Origin of the sequence: Mesorhizobium sp. M0239, assembly GCF_040321815.1 — a bacterium.
GTDB lineage: Bacteria > Pseudomonadota > Alphaproteobacteria > Rhizobiales > Rhizobiaceae > Mesorhizobium.
In genome coordinates this window covers 152,107-170,512 of the sequence record NZ_JAMYSG010000003.1, presented here as the reverse complement: position 1 = coordinate 170,512, position 18,406 = coordinate 152,107, and the positions used below count along the sequence as shown (strand labels likewise).

Below are 18,406 nucleotides of genomic sequence, written 5' to 3'. Positions count from 1 at the left end.
CGCACACTTTCAAAAGCGCTTCCGCGATCCGATGCAAACGACATCGGCGGCGAGCAGCTTTATCGCGCACGGCTTCGGGCAATCTTGATCGCGGTGCGCTTTGGCAAAGGCCACAATGCAGATGTCTGCCACTCAACCTTCCGGCGAAATCGCGTATAACAGCCCTATGAAGATTCTCGTCATAGAAGACGATCGCGAGGCTGCGGATTACTTGCAGAAAGCCTTTGCCGAGGCCGGTCACACCGCTCATGTCGCCGGTGACGGCGAAACCGGCTTTGCGCTCGCCGACGCCGGCGACTACGACGTGATGGTGATCGACCGGATGATGCCGCGTCGCGACGGCCTGTCGGTCATTGCCGGTCTCCGGTCCAGGGGCAACACAACGCCAGTGCTGATCCTGTCGGCGCTCGGCGAAGTCGATGATAGGGTCACGGGGCTGCGCGCCGGCGGCGACGACTACCTGACGAAACCCTATGCCTTCTCCGAGCTTCTCGCCCGCGTTGAGGTTCTGAACCGTCGCGCCAGCGCCAAGGAAGCCGAAACCGTCTACCGCGTCGGCGATCTCGAACTCGACAGGCTGTCGCATTCGGTCCGCCGTGCGTCACGCGAGATAACGTTGCAGCCGCGTGAATTCCGCTTGCTCGAATATCTGATGCGGCATGCCGGCCAGGTGGTGACGCGCACCATGCTGCTGGAAAATGTCTGGGACTACCATTTCGATCCGCAGACCAATGTCATTGACGTCCATGTCTCCCGCCTGCGCGGCAAGATCGAGAAGGGCTTCGACAAGCCCATCCTGCATACGGTTCGCGGCGCCGGCTATATGCTGAAGAGCGGCTAGCTGCGGCATGGCTCTTTCCGTGCCAGCCATCATGAAGACGACGGCAGCGCGGCTTTCGGCGCTCTACTTCCTGCTCTTCGCGCTGTGCGCGGTGGCGCTCGTCTTCTACATGACGTCGCTGTCGGCGCGAATGCTGACCGCGCAGACGCAGGAGACCATCAATGACGAAGTGCTCGGCCTTGCCCGCGCCTACCAGCGCGGTGGCCTGCCGATCCTGGTGCGCGTGGTGGAACAGCGCTCGCGCCAGCCCGGCGCCAACCTTTACCTGATCGCCGACGCCAACGGCCAAATCCTGACCGGCAATGTGCAGAGCCTGGAGCCGGGCGTTCTCGAGAACGAAGGCTGGACCAGCAGTCCGTTCTCTTATCAGCGCTTTGGCGAGGGAGAGCTCGAGCGCCTGCGCAACCTTCCCGCCGAGCAGGGTACCACCACCCAATCCGAGCAGAACGATGCGCAGGCGCAGGGCGAAAAGGGCCACAACGCCATAGCGCTGGTGCTGCGGCTGCCGAACCAGATGATCATGCTGGTCGGCCGCGACCTTGGCGAGCCGGAGCGGTTTCGTGCGGTCATCCGCCGTGCGCTGATGCTGGCGCTCGGCATGATGGGGCTGGGCGGATTGCTGATCTGGTTTTTTGTCGGCCGCGCCGCGCTGAAGCGCATCGACAGCGTGTCGGAAGCCAGCCGCCGCATTATGGGCGGCGATCTGTCGGGCAGGCTGCCGGTGACGGGGGTTGGCGATGAGTTCGACCGGCTCTCCGAAAATCTCAATGCCATGCTGGCCAGGATCGCCGCGCTGAATGAAGGCCTGAAGCAGGTTTCCGACAACATCGCGCATGATCTGAAGACGCCGCTGACCCGGCTGCGCAATCGGGCCGAAGCGACGCTTTCGGGCAAGCAAAAGCCCACCGATTACCGGCAGGCGCTGGAAGGCACCATTGCCGAGTCAGACCAGTTGATAAAAACCTTCAACGCCATCCTGATGATCTCCCGGCTGGAGGCTGGCTACTCCTCGGAGAACACCAACCGCGTCGATCTGGCGGAGGCCGTGCGCGATGTCGTCGAACTCTACGAGCCGGTGGCGGAAGAGGCAGGCGTGTCACTGGAAGCAGACGCGCGCGAGGCGGTGTCCGTCAACGGCAACCGCGAACTGATCGGTCAGGCGCTGTCGAACATCGTCGACAACGCCATCAAATATTCCACCGGCGCCAATGCCCAGCCGGCGGTGCGCGTCACGCTCGAGCGAGCCGGTGCGGACGTTCGCCTGTCGGTTACCGACAATGGACACGGCATTCCCGACGATGGCGACCGCGCGCGCGCCACGGAACGTTTCGTGCGGCTGGAGAAGAGCCGTTCGCAGCCGGGTTCCGGTCTTGGCCTCAGCCTCGCCAAGGCGGTCATGACGTTCCACAATGGCCGGCTTGAACTCTTGCCTGGCAATCCTGGACTATCCGTGGTCATGAGTTTCCCGGCTCGGGAGGATCACTGATGAGCACTGCAGCGAAGCGGGTGGAGACTGGATGGCTGCTGAAGCCGGCTGCCAAGCTTGCTCCGCTCGACAAGGACCGTGCGCGGTTGGAACTGGCCGAGATCGCTTCCGCCGCGCGCGAAGAAGGACTGACGCGGCTGGCCAAGTTCCTGGCAGGCAAAGGGGAGGGCCAGGATTTCCTTGCCGCCGTCTTCGATCTGTCGCCGTTCCTGCGTGATACCGCACGTCGCCGGCCGCAAATCCTGGACGGGCTGTTCGAGCAGACGATCGAGGCTCGGCTGAAGGCGATCGGCGCCGCCATCGACCAGGTGCATCTAACCGAAGCAGTCTCGGAATCCGGCCTGATGATGGAGCTGCGCCAGTGGAAGGCGGAGGCGCATTTCCTGATCGCGCTGGCCGATCTTGCCGGCGAGGCCGAAACGGCGCTGACGGTCCGGCGATTGAGCGATCTTGCAGACGCCTGCACCCGTGCGGCCGTCGACTTCCTGCTGCGTGACGCGCATGGCCAGGGCAAACTCAAACTGCCGGATGTCGGCAATCCGTCGAAACAGTCGGGCTGGATCCTGCTCGGCATGGGCAAGCTCGGCGCGCATGAGCTGAATTTTTCCTCCGACATCGATCTGGTGGTTTTCTTCGATCCGGAAGCGCCCGCCGTCGTCGATCCGCTCGACGCCACCGAGTTGTTTTCGAGGCTGACGCGCCGCCTGGTGCGCATCCTGCAGGACCGCACCGAACACGGTTATGTCTTCCGCACCGATCTGAGACTGCGCCCAGACCCCGGTTCGACACCGCTGGCGATCCCGGTCGAGGCGGCATTGCGCTACTATGAGGCACGCGGCCAGAACTGGGAGCGCGCCGCGATGATCAAGGCACGCCCGGTGGCAGGCGATCTGGCCGCGGGTGCGGCCTTCCTCAAGGAGTTGCAGCCCTATATCTGGCGCAAATACATGGACTACGCGGCGATTGCCGACGTCCATTCGATCAAGCGCCAGATCCACGCCCACAAGGGCCATGGCGAGATTGCGGTCAAAGGCCACAACGTTAAGCTTGGCCGCGGCGGCATTCGAGAGATCGAGTTCTTCGTCCAGACCCAGCAGCTCATCGCCGGCGGACGCTTCCCTGAACTGCGTGGCCGCGAGACCGTGCCGATGCTCGGTGAGCTTGCGACCCGCGGCTGGATCACCACCGAGGCGCGCGATGCGCTTGCCCGCCAGTACTGGTTCCTGCGCCGCGTCGAACATGCCGTGCAGATGGTTGCCGACGAGCAGACGCACACACTGCCGGAAGATGATGAAGGCCTGGAGCGCATCGCCCGCATGCTCGCCTTTGCCGACGCTTCTGCCTTTTCCCAAGCGTTCCGTGCCTCGCTGCAGCAGGTCGAACGCCACTACGCGGCACTGTTCGAAACAGCACCCGAACTATCGACCGGCATCGGCAACCTGGTCTTCACCGGCGATGTCGACGATCCCGATACGCTGCAGACCTTGCACGGGCTCGGCTTTCAGCGGCCAAGCGACATCTGCCGCGTCATCCGTGGCTGGCATTTCGGCCGCTATCGCCTCACCCAGTCGGCGGAGGCACGCGAGCGGCTGACGGAACTGACGCCGGCGCTGCTGCGCGCCTTCGGCCAGACGCGCCGGGCCGACGAAGCTCTGATGCGCTTCGACGAGTTTCTCGCCGGCCTGCCGGCTGGCATCCAGCTGTTCTCCCTGCTGCAGTCCAATCCTGCCCTGCTGAAGCTTCTGGCGACGATCATGGGGGCCGCCCCCCGGCTGGCGGCGATCATCACCCGCAGGCCGCATGTCTTCGATGGTTTGCTCGACCCGGCCTTGCTCACCGAACTACCGGACCGCGCCTATCTGTCGGCGCGGCTTTCCGCCTTCGTCGAGGGCGACCGACTTTACGAGGATGTGCTCGACCGGCTGCGCATTTTTGCCTCCGAGCAGAAATTCCTGATTGGTGTCCGGCTGCTCGCCGGCTCGATCGATCCGGCGCGGGCCGGCCGCGCCTTTTCCGATCTGGCGGATCTCACCATCGAGGCTGCGTTGAAGGCGGTGACGGCCGAATTCGCGGCACGCCACGGCATCATTGCCGGCGGCGTGGTTTCGCTGCTCGGCATGGGCAAGCTCGGCAGCCGCGAGTTGACTGCCGGATCGGATGTCGACCTGATCCTGCTCTACGACCACGCGCCGGATGCCGAAGAGTCCAACGGCGACAAGCCGCTGGCGCCTTCGCATTACTACACCCGCATGACGCAAAGGCTGATCGCGGCGGTGTCCGCGCCGACGGCGGAGGGGGTGCTCTACGAACTCGACCTGCGCCTGCGGCCGTCCGGCAACAAGGGGCCGGTGGCCACCCATATCGATGCCTTCAAGAAATACCAGCGCCAGGAAGCTTGGACCTGGGAACACATGGCGCTGGCCCGCGCCCGCGCCATTGCCGGCGACGCCAGCCTGTGCGGCGAGGTTGAAGCGGAAGTGGCGACGGTGCTTGGACAGCCGCGCGACGCCGCCAAGGTGATGGCCGAGGCTGCGGACATGCGGGGTATGATCGAGAAGGAAAAGCCGCCGCGCGATCTCTGGGACATCAAGCTTATTCCCGGAGGATTGATCGATCTGGAATTCATCGCCCAGGTGGCCGTCATCACCGGGCACGTCGAGACCGGGCGCCGCGCCACCGGCACCGCCGAGATCCTGTCGCGCCTTGCATCGGGCTTCGCCGATGCCGGGATAAGGCAGGAGCTTGGCGATGCCTACGCGCTCTATCTTGCACTGACCCAGATGACGCGGCTGTGCCTCACCGGAGCCTTCGAGCGCGACGACGTTCCGCCGGGGCTTTCGGATCTGCTTCTGGCGGTGACCGACTTGCCGGATTTCGGTGTGCTGGAAGCACACCTCAAGGAGACGTCGCAGAAGGTCAGGAAGGACTTTGATCTTTTGTTTCGTTCGGGATCACCGTGAAGCGATCGTCCCTTGGAATTGAAGACGTTTCGTGTTTTCCAGTCTCATGCAGCTACTCTGTTCGCCGAATCTGCCGGAGCGCGCGGCGTGCGTGAGCCTGCAAAATTCTCTCCCCCAGATAGGCGTAGAAGCGCGGCGGCAGCATACCATAGTCGAATCGGGACGGTTTGCTTCCCGCGATGGGCCTGAGATCGGGACCCGGCCAGAGGAAGTCATTGGTTTCGGTCACGACGATCCATGACGGCGTGTCATCGAGGCCGAGATGGGCTTTGAGTGGCGCAGGTATTTCTACTGCATCGGCAGGATCAGCCGGTGGCGAGTGTGTGACCGGAACGACCGTTATGACTTCACGGCCCTCCACGACCCGGCGCGCGGCGACAATGGCGCATGGTCGGTTTTTGCGACCTTCTTCGGCACCCTTTCGTGTTCTCTCACCCAGAGGTAAGAATAGGAAATCACCAGACCCGGGATAGGTTTGGGCAGGCTCACGGTGTCCAGTCTTTGAGCATCGCATCGAGCCCGGCATATTCGCTCGGTACGGCGCTTTCGGCGATGGCGTTCAGCGTCTCATCATCCAGTTCTTCCGCGTTACGGGCGACTCGTCCCTTGACCAACACCTCGAACATCGCCGCCGACAGGAGTACCGTGTGGGTCCGGCCATTCTTTGTGATTGCGACCGGCGCACGCTGGGCAGCGTCCTGAAAACGCCCGACATTCTGCTGGAATTCTGTTGAAGTCACTCGCATGACAAAGTCTACCTTTCTTATCTAAGGTGGATAAAATAGATAACTTTGTCAAAGCGTTTCACCTCGCGTCCATGAGGTGGGATCAGGCCTGGGATGGTGATAAAATATTCACGCTGCAACCTTGATCGCCGGCACGGCCCTCTTCACCGGAATGCGCACCGACACGATCGTGCCGACACCTTCGCTCGACCGGATCTTCAGCGCGCCGCCCTGAAGCTCGGCCAGCGAACGTGAGATGGCAAGGCCAAGGCCAGACCCGGCATGGCTCTTGGAGAACTGGTTCTGCACCTGCTCGAAGGGCCGTCCTAGCTTGCCGAGCGCCTCCTTGGGAATGCCGCAGCCATTGTCCTCGATCGTCAGCACCAGCGCGCCAGATGTGTTGCGGGCCCTGACCGATATGTGGCCGCCCTGGCCGGTGAATTTCACCGCATTGGACAAAAGGTTGATGACGATCTGCTTGATCGCGCGGCGATCGGCGACCAGCGTCAGCGCATCGGCAATGCGCGTTTCCACGGTGATGGCCTTTTGCGCCGCCTGCAGCGAGACGACGCGAACCGTTTCGCTGATCAGCGGGCCAAGATCGATCTCTTCCCGGTCCAGCGAGAATTGGCCGGCCTCGATCTTGGACATGTCGAGAATGTCGTTGATGACGCCCAGCAGATATTTTCCGCTGCTGTTGATGTCGGTGGCATATTCCTCGTAGCGCTCCGATCCGAGCGGGCCGAACAGCCCTTGTTCCATCAGTTCGGAGAAGCCGATGATGGCGTTCAGCGGCGTGCGCAACTCATGCGACATGTTGGCCAGGAATTCGGATTTGGCCCGGTTCGCAGCTTCGGCGCGTTCGGTTTCCTTCATGTATTTGCGGTTGAGGTCGACCAGTTCGCGCGAACGCTCCTCTTCGGCCCGCCGCGCGAGGCTGAGATCATGGATCGTTGCCATCAGCCGTCGCTCGCTGTCGACCAGCTTCTCCTGGTGCAGCTTGATCTGGGTGATGTCGGAGCCGACCGAGACGATGCCGCCGTCCCGGGTCTTCAGTTCGTTGACCTGCAGCCAGCGGCCATCGGCCAGCTGCCGCTCGAAAGTGGCGCCGCCCTGCAGGCCGCTGGTGTGGGCAAGCCGCCGTTCGGAAGCAAAGGCCAGCATGCGTTCTTCCAGCGCCGCGCGCGCGGTGCCCGGCATCACGTCGCGGTCCGAAAGCCCGTTGTCCTGCTGGTATTTGGAATTGCACATGATCAGGCGCTGCGTCGAATCCCACAGCACGAAGGATTCGTTGATGTTCTCGATCGCCGTTCTGAGGCGAAGGTCGGCAGCCTCGGAACGCAGCGCCAGATGACGCTGTTCGGTGACGTCGACGGCGATACCGATCAGCTGGATCTCCGGCGCTTCCGGATCGATGACCTGTGCCCGTGCGCGCATCCAGATCCATTGGCCGTCGGCATGGCGCATGCGGAACACCTGGTCGATATGGTCGATCTCGCGTGCGACGATTCTGTTGGCGAGTTCAAACAGGTCGCCGTCCTCGGGATGGATGATCTGATCGACCTCGCCGAAGGACAGCATCGTTTCGCACGGCTTGTAGCCGAGCATGTCGTACATCGAGCGCGACCAGTACATCTTGCCGCGCACCATGTCCCAGTCCCACAGGCCGCAGCGGCCGCGAACCAGCGCCATGTCGATGCGCTGATGCGCTTCGAGGTAGATGCGGTCGGCCGCCTGCGCACGCGCGGCCTGGCCGAAATAGGCATAGAGGATGACGATCAGCACGCCGGCCGTCAGCACGAACAGGGTGACGTTCAGCGAAACGGTCTTGCGCCAGGCATCGAAAACCGCGTCCTGTGGCACCAGGGCCGCCGATGCGCCCTTTCCGCCATCCGCCAGGCTGACCGCGGCGTACCAGTCCCGTCCGTCGATGTTGACGTCCATGACGCCGGCACGATCGCCGAACATGAACAAGGGCTGGCCGCCCTCGACGAGGCCGTCCAGCGAATGGCCCTGCCATGGCATCGAGCGCGGCGTCACCGCGACGATCTTGAAAGCGCTGTCGGTGATGACAAGCACATGGCTGCGGCCCATCGCGCCCTGACGGCTGGTGGTCTCCAGCAGATCCTGTATGGCGCCGGGCACCGTTTCCGAGGTGGTGGCGAGCGAACTGGCCAACTGGCCCGCCGCCAGCGTCAGGATCGCCTTGGCATTGCGCTCGACATCGTCGCGCTCGTTCATCAGTGACAGCACGCGCAGCGCTGCGATGACGATCAGGAAGGTGATGATGAGGGCGGGTATTGATCGGCGCAGCAGCGGCTCGGCGGCCAGAAGCCGCCGGTAGGCCGGTTCGGCGATGAGCCGCGTATTCCCGGCAAGACCGTCGCCGCGCGTCTCGCGATGCGCAAAAACCGTCCCTCCGGGCGCGCCCCACGCGTCCGCCTTCGCCATAAATGGCACTCCCCGAATTTGCCTATGCTGCTTGGCGATCCGGCAAACGCCGCACATCCGAATCGTCAGTAAAGAATCAAAGGTGATTCGCCTTGTCCAGTGGTCCGGCGAAAAAAGATTAAAAATCGACTAAAATAACGCCGAAACGGCCCAATGTCTCTTGCCGGGCGCCCGCTTATGCCAGCGTACGCTCGACAATATCCCGCAGATCCGCCGATAGGTTTTCGGCGCCGGCGATCGACAGCAGCGCTTCCCTGGCCTTGGCTTGCCGCAAAGGTTCGAGCGAACGCCACGATCTGAGCGCCGTCGCCAGCCTGGCTGCCACTTGCGGGTTGCCCTTTTCAACCTCGAGCACAGTCTGAGCAAAGAACCAGTAGCCTTCGCCGTCAGCACGATGGAAGCCGGTCTGGTTGGCGCTGGAGAAGGTGCCGATCAGCGAGCGAACTCGATTCGGATTGCCCATCGAGAAGGCCGGGTGGTTGGTCAGGGCCTTCACGGTGTCGACGGTTTGCGGCCCCGGAACGCTGGCCTGGATCTGGAACCATTTGTCCATGACCAGCGGGTCGGACCCATAGGTCGTCTCGAAAGCCGCCAGCGCCTCGACCGCCTCGGGCGAACCGTGGTGACGATGCGCGAGCACGGCAAGTGCTGCCGCGCGGTCGGTCATGTTGGTCGCCGACTGGAAATGCCCGGCGGCGAGTGCTGCTCCACCCGGCTGCAGCGACAGATAATCCAGCAAGGTGTTGCGCAAGGCGCGTCGTCCGGCGCTCGCCGCGTCGAGGCTGAACGCTTCTCTGTCGGCAAGGCTGCGGTAGAGGCCCGAAAAAACGTCCCGGTTCGCAGTGCCGATCGCCAGCGCCAGTGCCTCGCGAGCCGCATAGATGGCATCGGGGTCGATGTTCCTGCCGATGTCGCGGGCAATGTCGGCTTCGCCGGGCAATGCCAGCGCCAGTGCTCGATAGGCCGGCTCCAGCGTCTCGTCACCGGCGATGCTGCCGGCGAGTTCGATCAGCCGCGGTGCAAAGGCCGGCTGCTTGCCGCCGAGGACCTCGCGGAAGGCTGATATCAGTGCATCGGTCAGCAATGTGTTGAAGGCCTGCCAGCGCGAGAAGGTGTCGCTGTCATGGCGGGCGAGAAAGAACTGGTCGTCGGCTTTCTGCTCGACGGACAATGTCACCGGCGCCGAAAAGCCGCGGTTGAGCGACACGGCCGGGCGCTCGGTGACGCCTGAAAACCGCACCATGTGGCGGCGCTTGCGGATATGGATGACGCCGTCCTCGACGCTGGCGCCTTCGACGCCGCTATACGGCACAGGCTTGCCGCCGGCGCCGATCAGGCCAAAAGCCAGCGGGATGTGCATCAGCCGCTTGCGGCTTTCGGACGGTGTCGGCGGCACCGACTGCTCGATTTCGAGCGTGAATTCTTGCGCGGCCGGATTGTGCGTCGAACTGATCGTCAGGTTCGGCGTGCCTGCCTGATGATACCAGAGCGCGAACTGCGACAGGTCGCGGCCGGACGCATCCTCGAACACCTTGATGAAATCCTCGATCGTCGCCGCGTCACCGTCGTGTCGCTCGAAATAGAGGTCCATGCCGGCGCGAAAGACGTCGGCACCGAGAATTGTGCGGATCATGCGCACCACTTCGGAGCCCTTCTCGTAGACCGTCGCCGTGTAGAAATTGTTGATTTCGCGGTAGCGGCGCGGCCGCACCGGATGCGCCAGCGGACCTTGGTCCTCGGGAAACTGGTGGGCGCGCAAGGTGCGCACTTCGGCGATGCGCTTGACCGCGCGCGAACGCTGGTCGGCAGAGAATTCGTGATCGCGGAAAACCGTCAGGCCTTCCTTCAGGCAGAGCTGGAACCAGTCGCGGCAAGTGATTCTGTTGCCTGTCCAATTGTGGAAATACTCATGCGCGATGATCGCCTCGATATTGGCGAAATCGGCGTCCGTCGCGGTCTCCCGGTCGGCCAGCACATATTTGTCGTTGAAGATGTTAAGGCCCTTGTTCTCCATCGCGCCCATGTTGAAGTCGGACACGGCGACGATGTTGAAGACGTCGAGATCGTATTCGCGGCCGAACGCCTCCTCGTCCCATTTCATCGACCGCTTCAGAGCATCCATCGCGTAGCCGGCCAGGTTCTCCTTGCCGGGCTCGACATAGATGCCGAGTTCGATCGTGCGGCCCGATAGCGTGACGAAACTGTCCGCAAGCTGGCCGAGATTGCCGGCCACCAGCGCGAACAAATAGGACGGCTTGGGGAAAGGGTCGTGCCACACTGCATAGTGCCAGCCGTCGCCGAGGTCGCCCCTGTCGACCGGGTTGCCGTTGGACAGGAGCAGCGGCGCTTCGTCACGTATTGCCTCTATGCGCACCGTGTAGACGGACAGGATGTCGGGACGATCGAGGAAATAGGTGATGCGGCGAAAGCCCTCGGCTTCGCATTGCGTGCAGTAGACATGGCTCGAGCGGTAGAGGCCCATCAGGGCTTCGTTGCCGGCCGGCGCCACCTCGGTCTCTATGAGCAACTGGAAGCGACGCGCCGCCGGCGGCTTGAGGATGGTCAGTTGATCGGGCGTCGCCAGCAGATCCGCCGGCTTCACCTTGTTGCCGTCGATCTCTATGCGCTTGAGGGTCAGCCCGTCGCCGTCGAGCACCAGCGGTGCCGACACGGAGACGTCGTCACGACGCTCTATCGTGAGCACGGCGGTGACACGCGTTGCGTCTGGCGAAAGGCGGAAGGTAAGGTCGGTTTTCGGAATGAGGTAGTCGTTGGGGCGATAGTCTTCGAGTTTGAAGACCTGGCCGGTGTCCGTGCGCATTCCGTGGGTTTTCCTGTCGATTGCGTTGGCGGCGGATTGTGTCCGCTGGTCCAAGAAATTTGAAGTCCGCGCTCTTTACACGAAACCGCCCCTCGACAAAACTGAGGCAATGCCTATTTCAGGCGTTCCTTCTCCTGTCATCATCACGAGGCATCCATGACCGTCGTCACACCGAAATTCGGCATGGGCGCATCCGTGCTGCGGCGCGAGGATGCCGCCTTCATCCAGGGCCAGGGCCGCTATACCGACGACATCCAGCCGGCTGGCGTCCTGCATGGCTATGTCCTGCGCTCGCCGGTCGCCAAGGCCAGCTTCACCATCGGTTCGACCGAGGCGGCGAAGGCGGCACCTGGCGTCCATCTGGTGCTGACCGGCAAGGATCTTGCCCATCTCGGCGATCTGAAATCCGGCGTCATGCAGGAACAGCCGGACGGCACCAAGGCTCCGACGCGCGACATCCCGATCCTGTGCCGCGACCGCGTCAACTATGTCGGCGATGCCGTTGCCTTCGTCGTCGCCGACAGCCGAGCCTTGGCGCAGGATGCCGCCGAACTGATCGATGTCGACTATGACGGCGAAGACGCGGCCTCGGGGACGGCAAATGCACTTGCCGAAGGCACGCCGCTGGTCTGGCCGGAGCTTGGTTCCAACCGCGCCTTCAGCTACCACATGGGCGACAAGAAAAAGACCGAAGCGGCTTTCGCCAAGGCCGCCCATGTCACCCGCATCGAGTTCGTCAACAACCGGCTGGTGTGCAACTACATGGAGCCGCGCTCCGCGATCGGCGAATGGAACGTCGAGGAGAAGCGCTTCGTGCTGACCACCGGGTCGCAAGGCGTGCACTCCATGCAGTATATCCTGGCCAGCGTGTTCAAGATCAAGAAAGACCAGCTGCGCGTCATCACGCCTGATGTCGGCGGTGGTTTCGGGCCGAAGAGCTTCGTCTACCGCGAATATCCGCTGGTGCTGGAAGCGGCAAAGCGGCTTGGCCGCCCGGTGAAATGGGCCGGCGACCGCACGGAACACTTCCTGACCGACGCGCAAGGGCGCGACAATTTCGTCACGGCCGAAATGGCGCTGGACAAGGACGGCCGCTTTCTCGGCATGAAGGTGGACCTGCTCGCCAACATCGGCGCCTATATCTCGCAATACGGTCCGTTCATCCCCTATATCGGCGTCACCATGTCGACCGGTGTCTATGATATCCAGGCGCTCGACGTCTCGGTGACCGGCCTCTACACCAACACCTGCCCGGTCGATGCCTATCGCGGTGCCGGCCGACCGGAAGCAGCCTTCCTGCTGGAAAAGCTGGTCGATGCCTGCGCCCACGATCTCGGCCTGCCTGTCGAGGAGATCCGCCGCCGCAACTTCATCCGGCCGGAGCAATTTCCCTACCGGACGCAAACCGGCCGCCTCTACGACACCGGTGAATTCGAAGGCCATATGGAGCGCGCCATTGAGCAATCCGAATGGAAAGCGTTTCCGGAGCGGCTGGCGCAATCGAAGGCCGGCGGAAAAATCCGCGGCCTCGGCATGGCGACCTATATCGAGGCCTGTGCCTTTCCGGGCTCCGAACCGGCCTTCGTCGAACTCAATGGCGATGGCACGGTGACGCTGAAGATCGGCACCCAGACCAACGGGCAGGGACACGCCACCGCCTATGCGCAGTTCCTGTCGGAAAAGCTCAATCTCGACATCGACAAGATTCATGTCCGCCAGGGCGATACCGATGAGCTGAAGGCCGGCGGTGGCACTGGCGGCTCGCGCTCCATTCCGCTGGGGGGTGTATCGGCTTCCCGCGCGGGCGAGGATCTGGCCAACAAGATCAAGCGCATCGCAGCCGACGAACTGGAGGCTTCTGCCGGCGACATTGAGCTGTCTGATGGTGTTGCCCGCATCGTCGGCACCGATCGCTCGATCGATTTTTCCGCCATCGCCAAGGCCGCCAAGACATCAGACGATCTCAAGGGCTTTGGCGAGTTCGTGCAGGACGAATGCACCTATCCCAACGGCACCCATATCTGCGAGGTCGAGATCGATCCCGACACCGGCGCGACCGAGATCGTCCGCTACACCATCGTCGACGATTTCGGCGTCACCGTGAACCCGATCCTGCTCGCCGGCCAGGTGCATGGCGGCGTCGTGCAAGGCATCGGCCAGGCACTGACCGAAGACACTATCTATGGCGAGGATGGACAGCTTTTGACGGCGAGCTTCATGGATTACGCCATGCCGCGCGCCGACAATTTCCCGTTCTTCCATTTCGAGACCCGCAACGTGCCTTCGACCACCAATGCACTCGGCATCAAAGGCGCGGGCGAGGCCGGCACCATCGGCTCGACGCCGGCGGCACTCAATGCGGTGACCGACGCGCTCTGGCGCGCTTACGGCGTCAAGCACATCGACATGCCGGCAACGCCGGCGCGTATCTGGGCGGCGATCCGAGAAGCGTCGGGAGCGTGACAGCAGGCCCCGGCAGCCCCCCGGCCACAGCCAGCGATGATGCCGGCGGGCACGACACGCTTACCGGCATCATGCTCAAGATCGTGTCGGTGGCGGTCTTCGTCGGCATGCAGACCTGTATCAAAGCCGCAGGCACGATTCCGGCCGGCCAGATTGTCTTCTTCCGCTCTTTTTTCGCCATCTTCCCGATCATCGCCTTCCTGGCTTTCAGGAAAGAACTCGGCACTGCCTTCACCACCAGGCGTCCGTTCAACCACATCGCCCGCGGCCTGGTCGGCGTCTGCGCCATGGGGCTCGGCTTTTTTGCGTTGACACGGTTGCCGCTGCCGGAAGCGATCACGCTGAACTATGCGCAGCCGCTGCTGGTGGTGGTGTTCAGCTCCATCTTCCTCGGCGAGGCCATCCGTGTCTATCGCTGGAGTGCGGTCGCGGTCGGTCTTGTCGGCGTGCTGATCATCTCCTGGCCGGAACTGACGCTGCTGAGTTCCGACGAGGCGCTCGACGATCAGGAAGTGCTTGGCGTCATGGCCGCTCTTGTCGCGGCGGCGATCTCGGCCGTCGCCATGCTCTTGGTGCGCAATCTCGTGCAAAGCGAGCGCACAGCGACCATCGTGCTGTGGTTTTCGGTGACGGCGAGCGTCATGTCGCTGCTGTCGCTGCCATTCGGCTGGCAGGCGCTGACGCCGCTCCAGGCAGCTCTTCTTGTTGCCGCCGGCTTCTGCGGCGGCCTCGGTCAGATCCTGATGACGGCGGCCTATCGCCATGCCGAGGCCTCGGTGGTGGCGCCGTTCGAATACACCTCGATGATCCTCGGCGTCGTCGTCGGCTATCTCGTCTTCGGCGACGTCGCCACGCTCCATATGCTTGTCGGCGGCCTGATCGTCGTCGCCGCCGGCATCTTCATCATCTGGCGCGAACGCCAGCTTGGCCTGGAGCGCACCCGCACGCGCAAGGCATCTTTGCCTGAAGGGTGATTACGACAGCTCGGCTCGCTCCTTCGCCAACCGAACCAGCACCGTCCTCGTCTGCTCGTCGGCGGGGAAAAACGATTCGATCGCCAATTCCGAAAGCGTCACGTCGAGCGGCGTGCCGAACACCGTGATGGTGCTGATGAATGATAGCACCTGATCGCCATGCGCCAGCCTGAGCGGATGCACGATGGCATTCGGCTCGACGGACACCGGCCGGCTGCCTTTCAAGCCGGACGGGTAACTGCGCAATTCGCGCTCCAATTCGACCAGCACAGGGTCACCGCTCGCGTCGTTCTGGTGTTTCAGGCGCTCGAGCAGATGCGTTCGCCATTCCTGAAGGTTGACGATGCGCGGTGCGATGCCGCCGGGATGCAGGCTGAGGCGAAGCACGTTGACCGGCGGCGTCAGCAGCGAAGCCTCGCTGACATCGTCAAGGAAGGGTGCAATGGCGGCATTGGCCGAAACCAGGTTCCAGTGGCGGTCGACGGCGAGTGCCGGGAAAGGCTCGTGGCCTTTGAGGACGATCTCGACGGCCGCCATCGCCGGCGCCAGCGTCGTGTCGGTCAGGGAGCGTTCGCCGAAGCTGGGCGCAAAACCGGCGGCGAGCAGCAATTGATTGCGTTGCCTCAGCGGTATCGACAATTGCTCGGCCAGATGCAGCACCATGTCGCGCGAGGGCGCGGCGCGGCCGCTTTCGACGAAGCTCAGATGCCGCTGCGAGATCTCGGCCTCCATGGCGAGGTCGAGCTGCGACATGCGGCGGCGGGTGCGCCATTCGCGAATGAGGCTGCCGGCGGACGTTTGGGGTGTTGTCATGAGGCATGATTAGGTCGAGAGCAGACGTATTTCAATTACCTCGGAGGTTATCGGTACGGCATCCATGTCGGAGATTGGCTACTCGCCAAGCCTCAGCCAACTTCCCGCAGCTTTGCCTTCACCTCGAGAAAATCCCGCCACGCCAGCTTCTTGTGCGCGGGCGTTCGCAAGAGATAGGCCGGGTGCAGCGTCGGCATTGCCGGAATGGCGATGCCGGATGCCGTCGTGTGGACGCGCCAGTTGCCGCGCAGCCGCAGGATGCCTTCACTCGTATTGAGCAGGGTTTTTGCCGACGGACCGCCAAGGTTGATCAGCACCTTCGGATTGACCAGTTCGATCTGCCGCTCGATGAATGGCCGGCAGATCTCGGTTTCGTGCGGCGTCGGCGTGCGATTGCCCGGCGGCCGCCACGGAATGACATTGGCGATATAGACCGAAGTGCGGTCGAGCCCGATCGCCGCCAGCATGCGGTCGAGCAGCCGGCCCGATCGGCCGACGAAGGGCAGGCCCTCGATGTCCTCGTCGCGGCCGGGTGCCTCGCCGACCAGCATGACGGCGGCTTCCGGGTTGCCGTCGGCGAACACCAGGTTCTTGGCGGTGGCCTTGAGATTGCAGCCGTCGAACGCCGCCATGTGCTGGCGAAGCTCGTCAAGCGTTGTTGCCGTCGTTGCCAATTGGCGGGCAAGTGCTGCCTGAATTTCGTCGGGAACCGTGGCCGACGGTGCGCGCAAAACAGGTGGCGCATTTGGCCTGTCGCCCCCTTCGGGGCGATTTGTCGAACGCTGCTGTGCGGCGGTGCCGCCCGCAGGCGCCGCGGTCGGCGCGCGCTCCGCCGGCTTTGGCGCAACCTCGGCAAACCGGTTCACCGGCTGGTCTTCAAGCGCCTCGTCGACGCCCGCGCTGGCATAAAAGGCCAGCAGGTCGGCAATATCAGGTCTGTTGTTTGGGGAAGCAGCAGTCATGGATTCACATTCGTCCGCGTGGCGGCAATTTGCAAGGCTGGCCTCTTGCTCCACCCCGTCGGTATGCGCGGATCCTGCACCAGATAGAAGGTCCATCTGGGCGTATAGTCGGTCATCAGGAAGGCGTGCACTTTTATCCCACGTGTCCATGCATCAAGAGTGGACCCGGAATGCGCACCTTCACCGAATGTATGCGTTCCGAACATGAGTCGAACAACGGAATTGCTGGACAGCGGTCAAAGGAAATAGTGCACTCTCACCGCATACTTGGGCGGCGCGCTGGTGGCAGGCTGAGATTCGGAGTAAAAGACAAGTGTGCGGGTGTCTGCACTTACACAGATCGGATATTGTAATGGCAACGGAGAAAATCGACAAACCAGAGGATTTCATAAATTCCTTTTCATTCCACGATGTTAGTTTGGACCGAATAAATATCGATTTCGATAGTCAGACTGCGAATCTGGTTACACCGGATATGAATTGGAATTACGAAGGCAGCTGTGGATATGTTAAGAGACCGTGCAGCTTAATATTTGGAGGGGCAACCGCGTATTTCATAGACGTATTGATTTGGAAGGAGTAAGAATAGGAGACATGAGCACAAATCTCATAGATCTTAATCTTGGGGGGCGGCAGCTCTGGCCGGGGGCGAGGTCGTGGCAGTATTAGTTTTATGTTTAAAACTCTTGAAATAGCCGACATGTAATACCCGCCCCTACCGCCACGGGCGTCTCTCAGCGAATGGATCGGAATCACACCCTCCGGCCCGCGCCTTCCAATGTGCTGGCCACGCGTCTGTCGAGCGGTAGCGCCGAGATCGAGGTGCAGCCGAATTTCGAAGCGGTGTCCTACGTGATCAGCGATCTGACCGTCGTCACGCGGCTGCAGGGGATTCGGGGCTGATCGACCTCAACGCCGCTGACCAACCTGCTTGCCCAGCGTTTCGCCTCGCTTGGCGTTGATCCGGAGACGGCCAACTAGTTGGCGATCACAGTCGAATATTCCCGCAGCGGCGCCCGCATCTTTGCCGCAGCCGGGAGCGCAGGGAGCCACCGTTCGCGTGCCGGCATCGCTTAGATATCGGCATATTTCACCCCGTCGGTATGCGCGGATCCTGCACCAGATAGAAGGTCCAGCGCGGCGTGTAGTCGGTCATCAGGAATTCGAACCTGGCGGTTTTCAACGGGTCGACCTTGCCATTCCGGAACAGCAGCCGGTCATAGGGTTCGAAATCGCGATCGAAATCGGCGAAATTGCTCGACAAAATATTGTCCGGCGTCTTGTTGCGCTGGTCGAAGGAAAGCCCGTCGCCGAACACGCTCGGCCGATTCAGGATCTCCTGCAATTCGAACTGGAATTCGACCCAGGCCTGGCCGCTGTTGTTGAGCACCTCGATGCGCATATACATCATGCCGTTGGCGAATTCGCCGGCCTTGCCGAAGGCCTGGATCGGCTTTGTCGTGCGGATCGTCAGCGTCACCGGCGTTGACGAATTCAGCTCTTCGGTGATGACGAACGGATCGTCCTTCGTCCCGATGCCCGAGGCGCCGGTGATGCGAAAGCCGCCAAGCTCGTCGGAGAAGGAGTAGGCGCCTGCCGCCCAGACCTTCACTTCGTCGGCGGCAGCGTGATGCGGCGCCAGCATCAGAAGGGCCAAAAGGAGCGCCCGGCGGATCCGGCCGGGCGGGAAAAGAAAGCGCGTCGATGAAAAGCCGGCTGGCCCAGGAATGCGCATGGCGTGAAGTATGGCCGATAAGCAAGCCGTCGAACAATTAAAAACGCGCGCTTCGCAGGCAATGCCGGGCGAAAAGCAGTCTTCCAGCCTCGCAATGCGCGACTTTTTGGCCAAAACGGCATTGTCACGTATGCGCCGGTTTCCTGTCGTCAATTGATGCGCTATGCAGCGCGGG

13 protein-coding genes are annotated in these 18,406 nt (G+C 62.6%); 7 read left to right on the top strand and 6 right to left on the bottom strand.

The features are described from left to right. Positions 1–166 precede the first annotated feature (166 nt). The 3 genes from NKI99_RS04000 to NKI99_RS03990 are packed head-to-tail and all read left to right on the top strand — an operon-like array spanning position 167 to position 5,287. Positions 167–841, top strand: coding sequence for a response regulator transcription factor (locus tag NKI99_RS04000; protein ID WP_023812818.1), 675 nt, complete (start codon positions 167–169; stop codon positions 839–841). A 7-nt stretch (positions 842–848) separates the two neighbouring features. After that, on the top strand, positions 849–2,327 hold the full coding sequence (locus NKI99_RS03995; RefSeq protein WP_352609846.1) for a sensor histidine kinase: 1,479 nt from the start codon (positions 849–851) through the stop codon (positions 2,325–2,327). After that, the gene (locus tag NKI99_RS03990; RefSeq protein WP_352609845.1) at positions 2,327–5,287 is read left to right on the top strand and encodes a bifunctional [glutamine synthetase] adenylyltransferase/[glutamine synthetase]-adenylyl-L-tyrosine phosphorylase; all 2,961 of its coding nucleotides are present in this window, start codon (positions 2,327–2,329) and stop codon (positions 5,285–5,287) included. The genes NKI99_RS03995 and NKI99_RS03990 overlap by 1 nt, the downstream gene beginning before the upstream one ends. A gap of 485 nt (positions 5,288–5,772) precedes the next feature. Here the strand turns inward: NKI99_RS03990 and NKI99_RS03985 are convergent, their stop codons facing one another. From NKI99_RS03985 to pepN, 3 genes are all read right to left on the bottom strand, one after another. Continuing rightward, entirely contained in the window at positions 5,773–6,033 is a 261-nt protein-coding gene (locus NKI99_RS03985) for a type II toxin-antitoxin system prevent-host-death family antitoxin (RefSeq protein WP_023812822.1), read from the bottom strand. A gap of 108 nt (positions 6,034–6,141) precedes the next feature. Next, positions 6,142–8,463, bottom strand: coding sequence for a PAS domain-containing sensor histidine kinase (locus NKI99_RS03980; RefSeq protein WP_352441293.1), 2,322 nt, complete (start codon positions 8,461–8,463; stop codon positions 6,142–6,144). Positions 8,464–8,638: 175 nt separating this feature from the next. Continuing rightward, positions 8,639–11,284 (bottom strand): aminopeptidase N, encoded by a 2,646-nt coding sequence (pepN, locus tag NKI99_RS03975; protein WP_352609843.1) that lies wholly within the window; start codon positions 11,282–11,284, stop codon positions 8,639–8,641. Positions 11,285–11,440: 156 nt separating this feature from the next. On the opposite strand from pepN, the gene NKI99_RS03970 reads away from it, so the two are divergent. Both NKI99_RS03970 and NKI99_RS03965 read left to right on the top strand, forming a co-directional pair. After that, on the top strand, positions 11,441–13,747 hold the full coding sequence (locus tag NKI99_RS03970) for a xanthine dehydrogenase family protein molybdopterin-binding subunit (RefSeq protein ID WP_352609841.1): 2,307 nt from the start codon (positions 11,441–11,443) through the stop codon (positions 13,745–13,747). Beyond that, entirely contained in the window at positions 13,744–14,721 is a 978-nt protein-coding gene (locus tag NKI99_RS03965) for a DMT family transporter (protein ID WP_352441290.1), read from the top strand. Before NKI99_RS03970 ends, NKI99_RS03965 begins: the two co-directional genes overlap by 4 nt. Here the strand turns inward: NKI99_RS03965 and NKI99_RS03960 are convergent, their stop codons facing one another. Both NKI99_RS03960 and NKI99_RS03955 read right to left on the bottom strand, forming a co-directional pair. Continuing rightward, the gene (locus NKI99_RS03960; RefSeq protein WP_023812827.1) at positions 14,722–15,534 is read right to left on the bottom strand and encodes a helix-turn-helix domain-containing protein; all 813 of its coding nucleotides are present in this window, start codon (positions 15,532–15,534) and stop codon (positions 14,722–14,724) included. 92 nt (positions 15,535–15,626) lie between these two features. Beyond that, positions 15,627–16,496: a uracil-DNA glycosylase gene (locus NKI99_RS03955; RefSeq protein ID WP_352441288.1), complete on the bottom strand. Its 870-nt coding sequence runs from the start codon at positions 16,494–16,496 to the stop codon at positions 15,627–15,629. A gap of 741 nt (positions 16,497–17,237) precedes the next feature. Here NKI99_RS03955 and NKI99_RS03950 point away from each other — a divergent pair. Beyond that, positions 17,238–17,399 (top strand): hypothetical protein, encoded by a 162-nt coding sequence (locus NKI99_RS03950; protein ID WP_155930594.1) that lies wholly within the window; start codon positions 17,238–17,240, stop codon positions 17,397–17,399. 187 nt (positions 17,400–17,586) lie between these two features. Here the strand turns inward: NKI99_RS03950 and NKI99_RS03945 are convergent, their stop codons facing one another. Next, entirely contained in the window at positions 17,587–18,231 is a 645-nt protein-coding gene (locus NKI99_RS03945) for a hypothetical protein (RefSeq protein WP_023812832.1), read from the bottom strand. A gap of 10 nt (positions 18,232–18,241) precedes the next feature. Between NKI99_RS03945 and NKI99_RS03940 the strand changes: the two genes are divergently transcribed. Then, positions 18,242–18,388 (top strand): hypothetical protein, encoded by a 147-nt coding sequence (locus tag NKI99_RS03940; protein ID WP_155930595.1) that lies wholly within the window; start codon positions 18,242–18,244, stop codon positions 18,386–18,388. Positions 18,389–18,406 lie beyond the last annotated feature (18 nt).

Excerpts from the sequence above, each read along its gene's own strand:
- NKI99_RS04000 (WP_023812818.1), top strand. The coding sequence starts at position 167 with ATGAAGATTCTCGTCATAGAAGACGATCGCGAGGCTGCGGATTACTTG.
- NKI99_RS03995 (WP_352609846.1), top strand. The coding sequence starts at position 849 with ATGGCTCTTTCCGTGCCAGCCATCATGAAGACGACGGCAGCGCGGCTT.
- NKI99_RS03990 (WP_352609845.1), top strand. The coding sequence starts at position 2,327 with ATGAGCACTGCAGCGAAGCGGGTGGAGACTGGATGGCTGCTGAAGCCG.
- NKI99_RS03985 (WP_023812822.1), bottom strand. The coding sequence starts at position 6,033 with ATGCGAGTGACTTCAACAGAATTCCAGCAGAATGTCGGGCGTTTTCAG.
- NKI99_RS03980 (WP_352441293.1), bottom strand. The coding sequence starts at position 8,463 with ATGGCGAAGGCGGACGCGTGGGGCGCGCCCGGAGGGACGGTTTTTGCG.
- pepN (WP_352609843.1), bottom strand. The coding sequence starts at position 11,284 with ATGCGCACGGACACCGGCCAGGTCTTCAAACTCGAAGACTATCGCCCC.
- NKI99_RS03970 (WP_352609841.1), top strand. The coding sequence starts at position 11,441 with ATGACCGTCGTCACACCGAAATTCGGCATGGGCGCATCCGTGCTGCGG.
- NKI99_RS03960 (WP_023812827.1), bottom strand. The coding sequence starts at position 15,534 with ATGACAACACCCCAAACGTCCGCCGGCAGCCTCATTCGCGAATGGCGC.
- NKI99_RS03955 (WP_352441288.1), bottom strand. The coding sequence starts at position 16,496 with ATGACTGCTGCTTCCCCAAACAACAGACCTGATATTGCCGACCTGCTG.
- NKI99_RS03950 (WP_155930594.1), top strand. The coding sequence starts at position 17,238 with ATGGATCGGAATCACACCCTCCGGCCCGCGCCTTCCAATGTGCTGGCC.
- NKI99_RS03945 (WP_023812832.1), bottom strand. The coding sequence starts at position 18,231 with ATGCGCATTCCTGGGCCAGCCGGCTTTTCATCGACGCGCTTTCTTTTC.
- NKI99_RS03940 (WP_155930595.1), top strand. The coding sequence starts at position 18,242 with ATGGCCGATAAGCAAGCCGTCGAACAATTAAAAACGCGCGCTTCGCAG.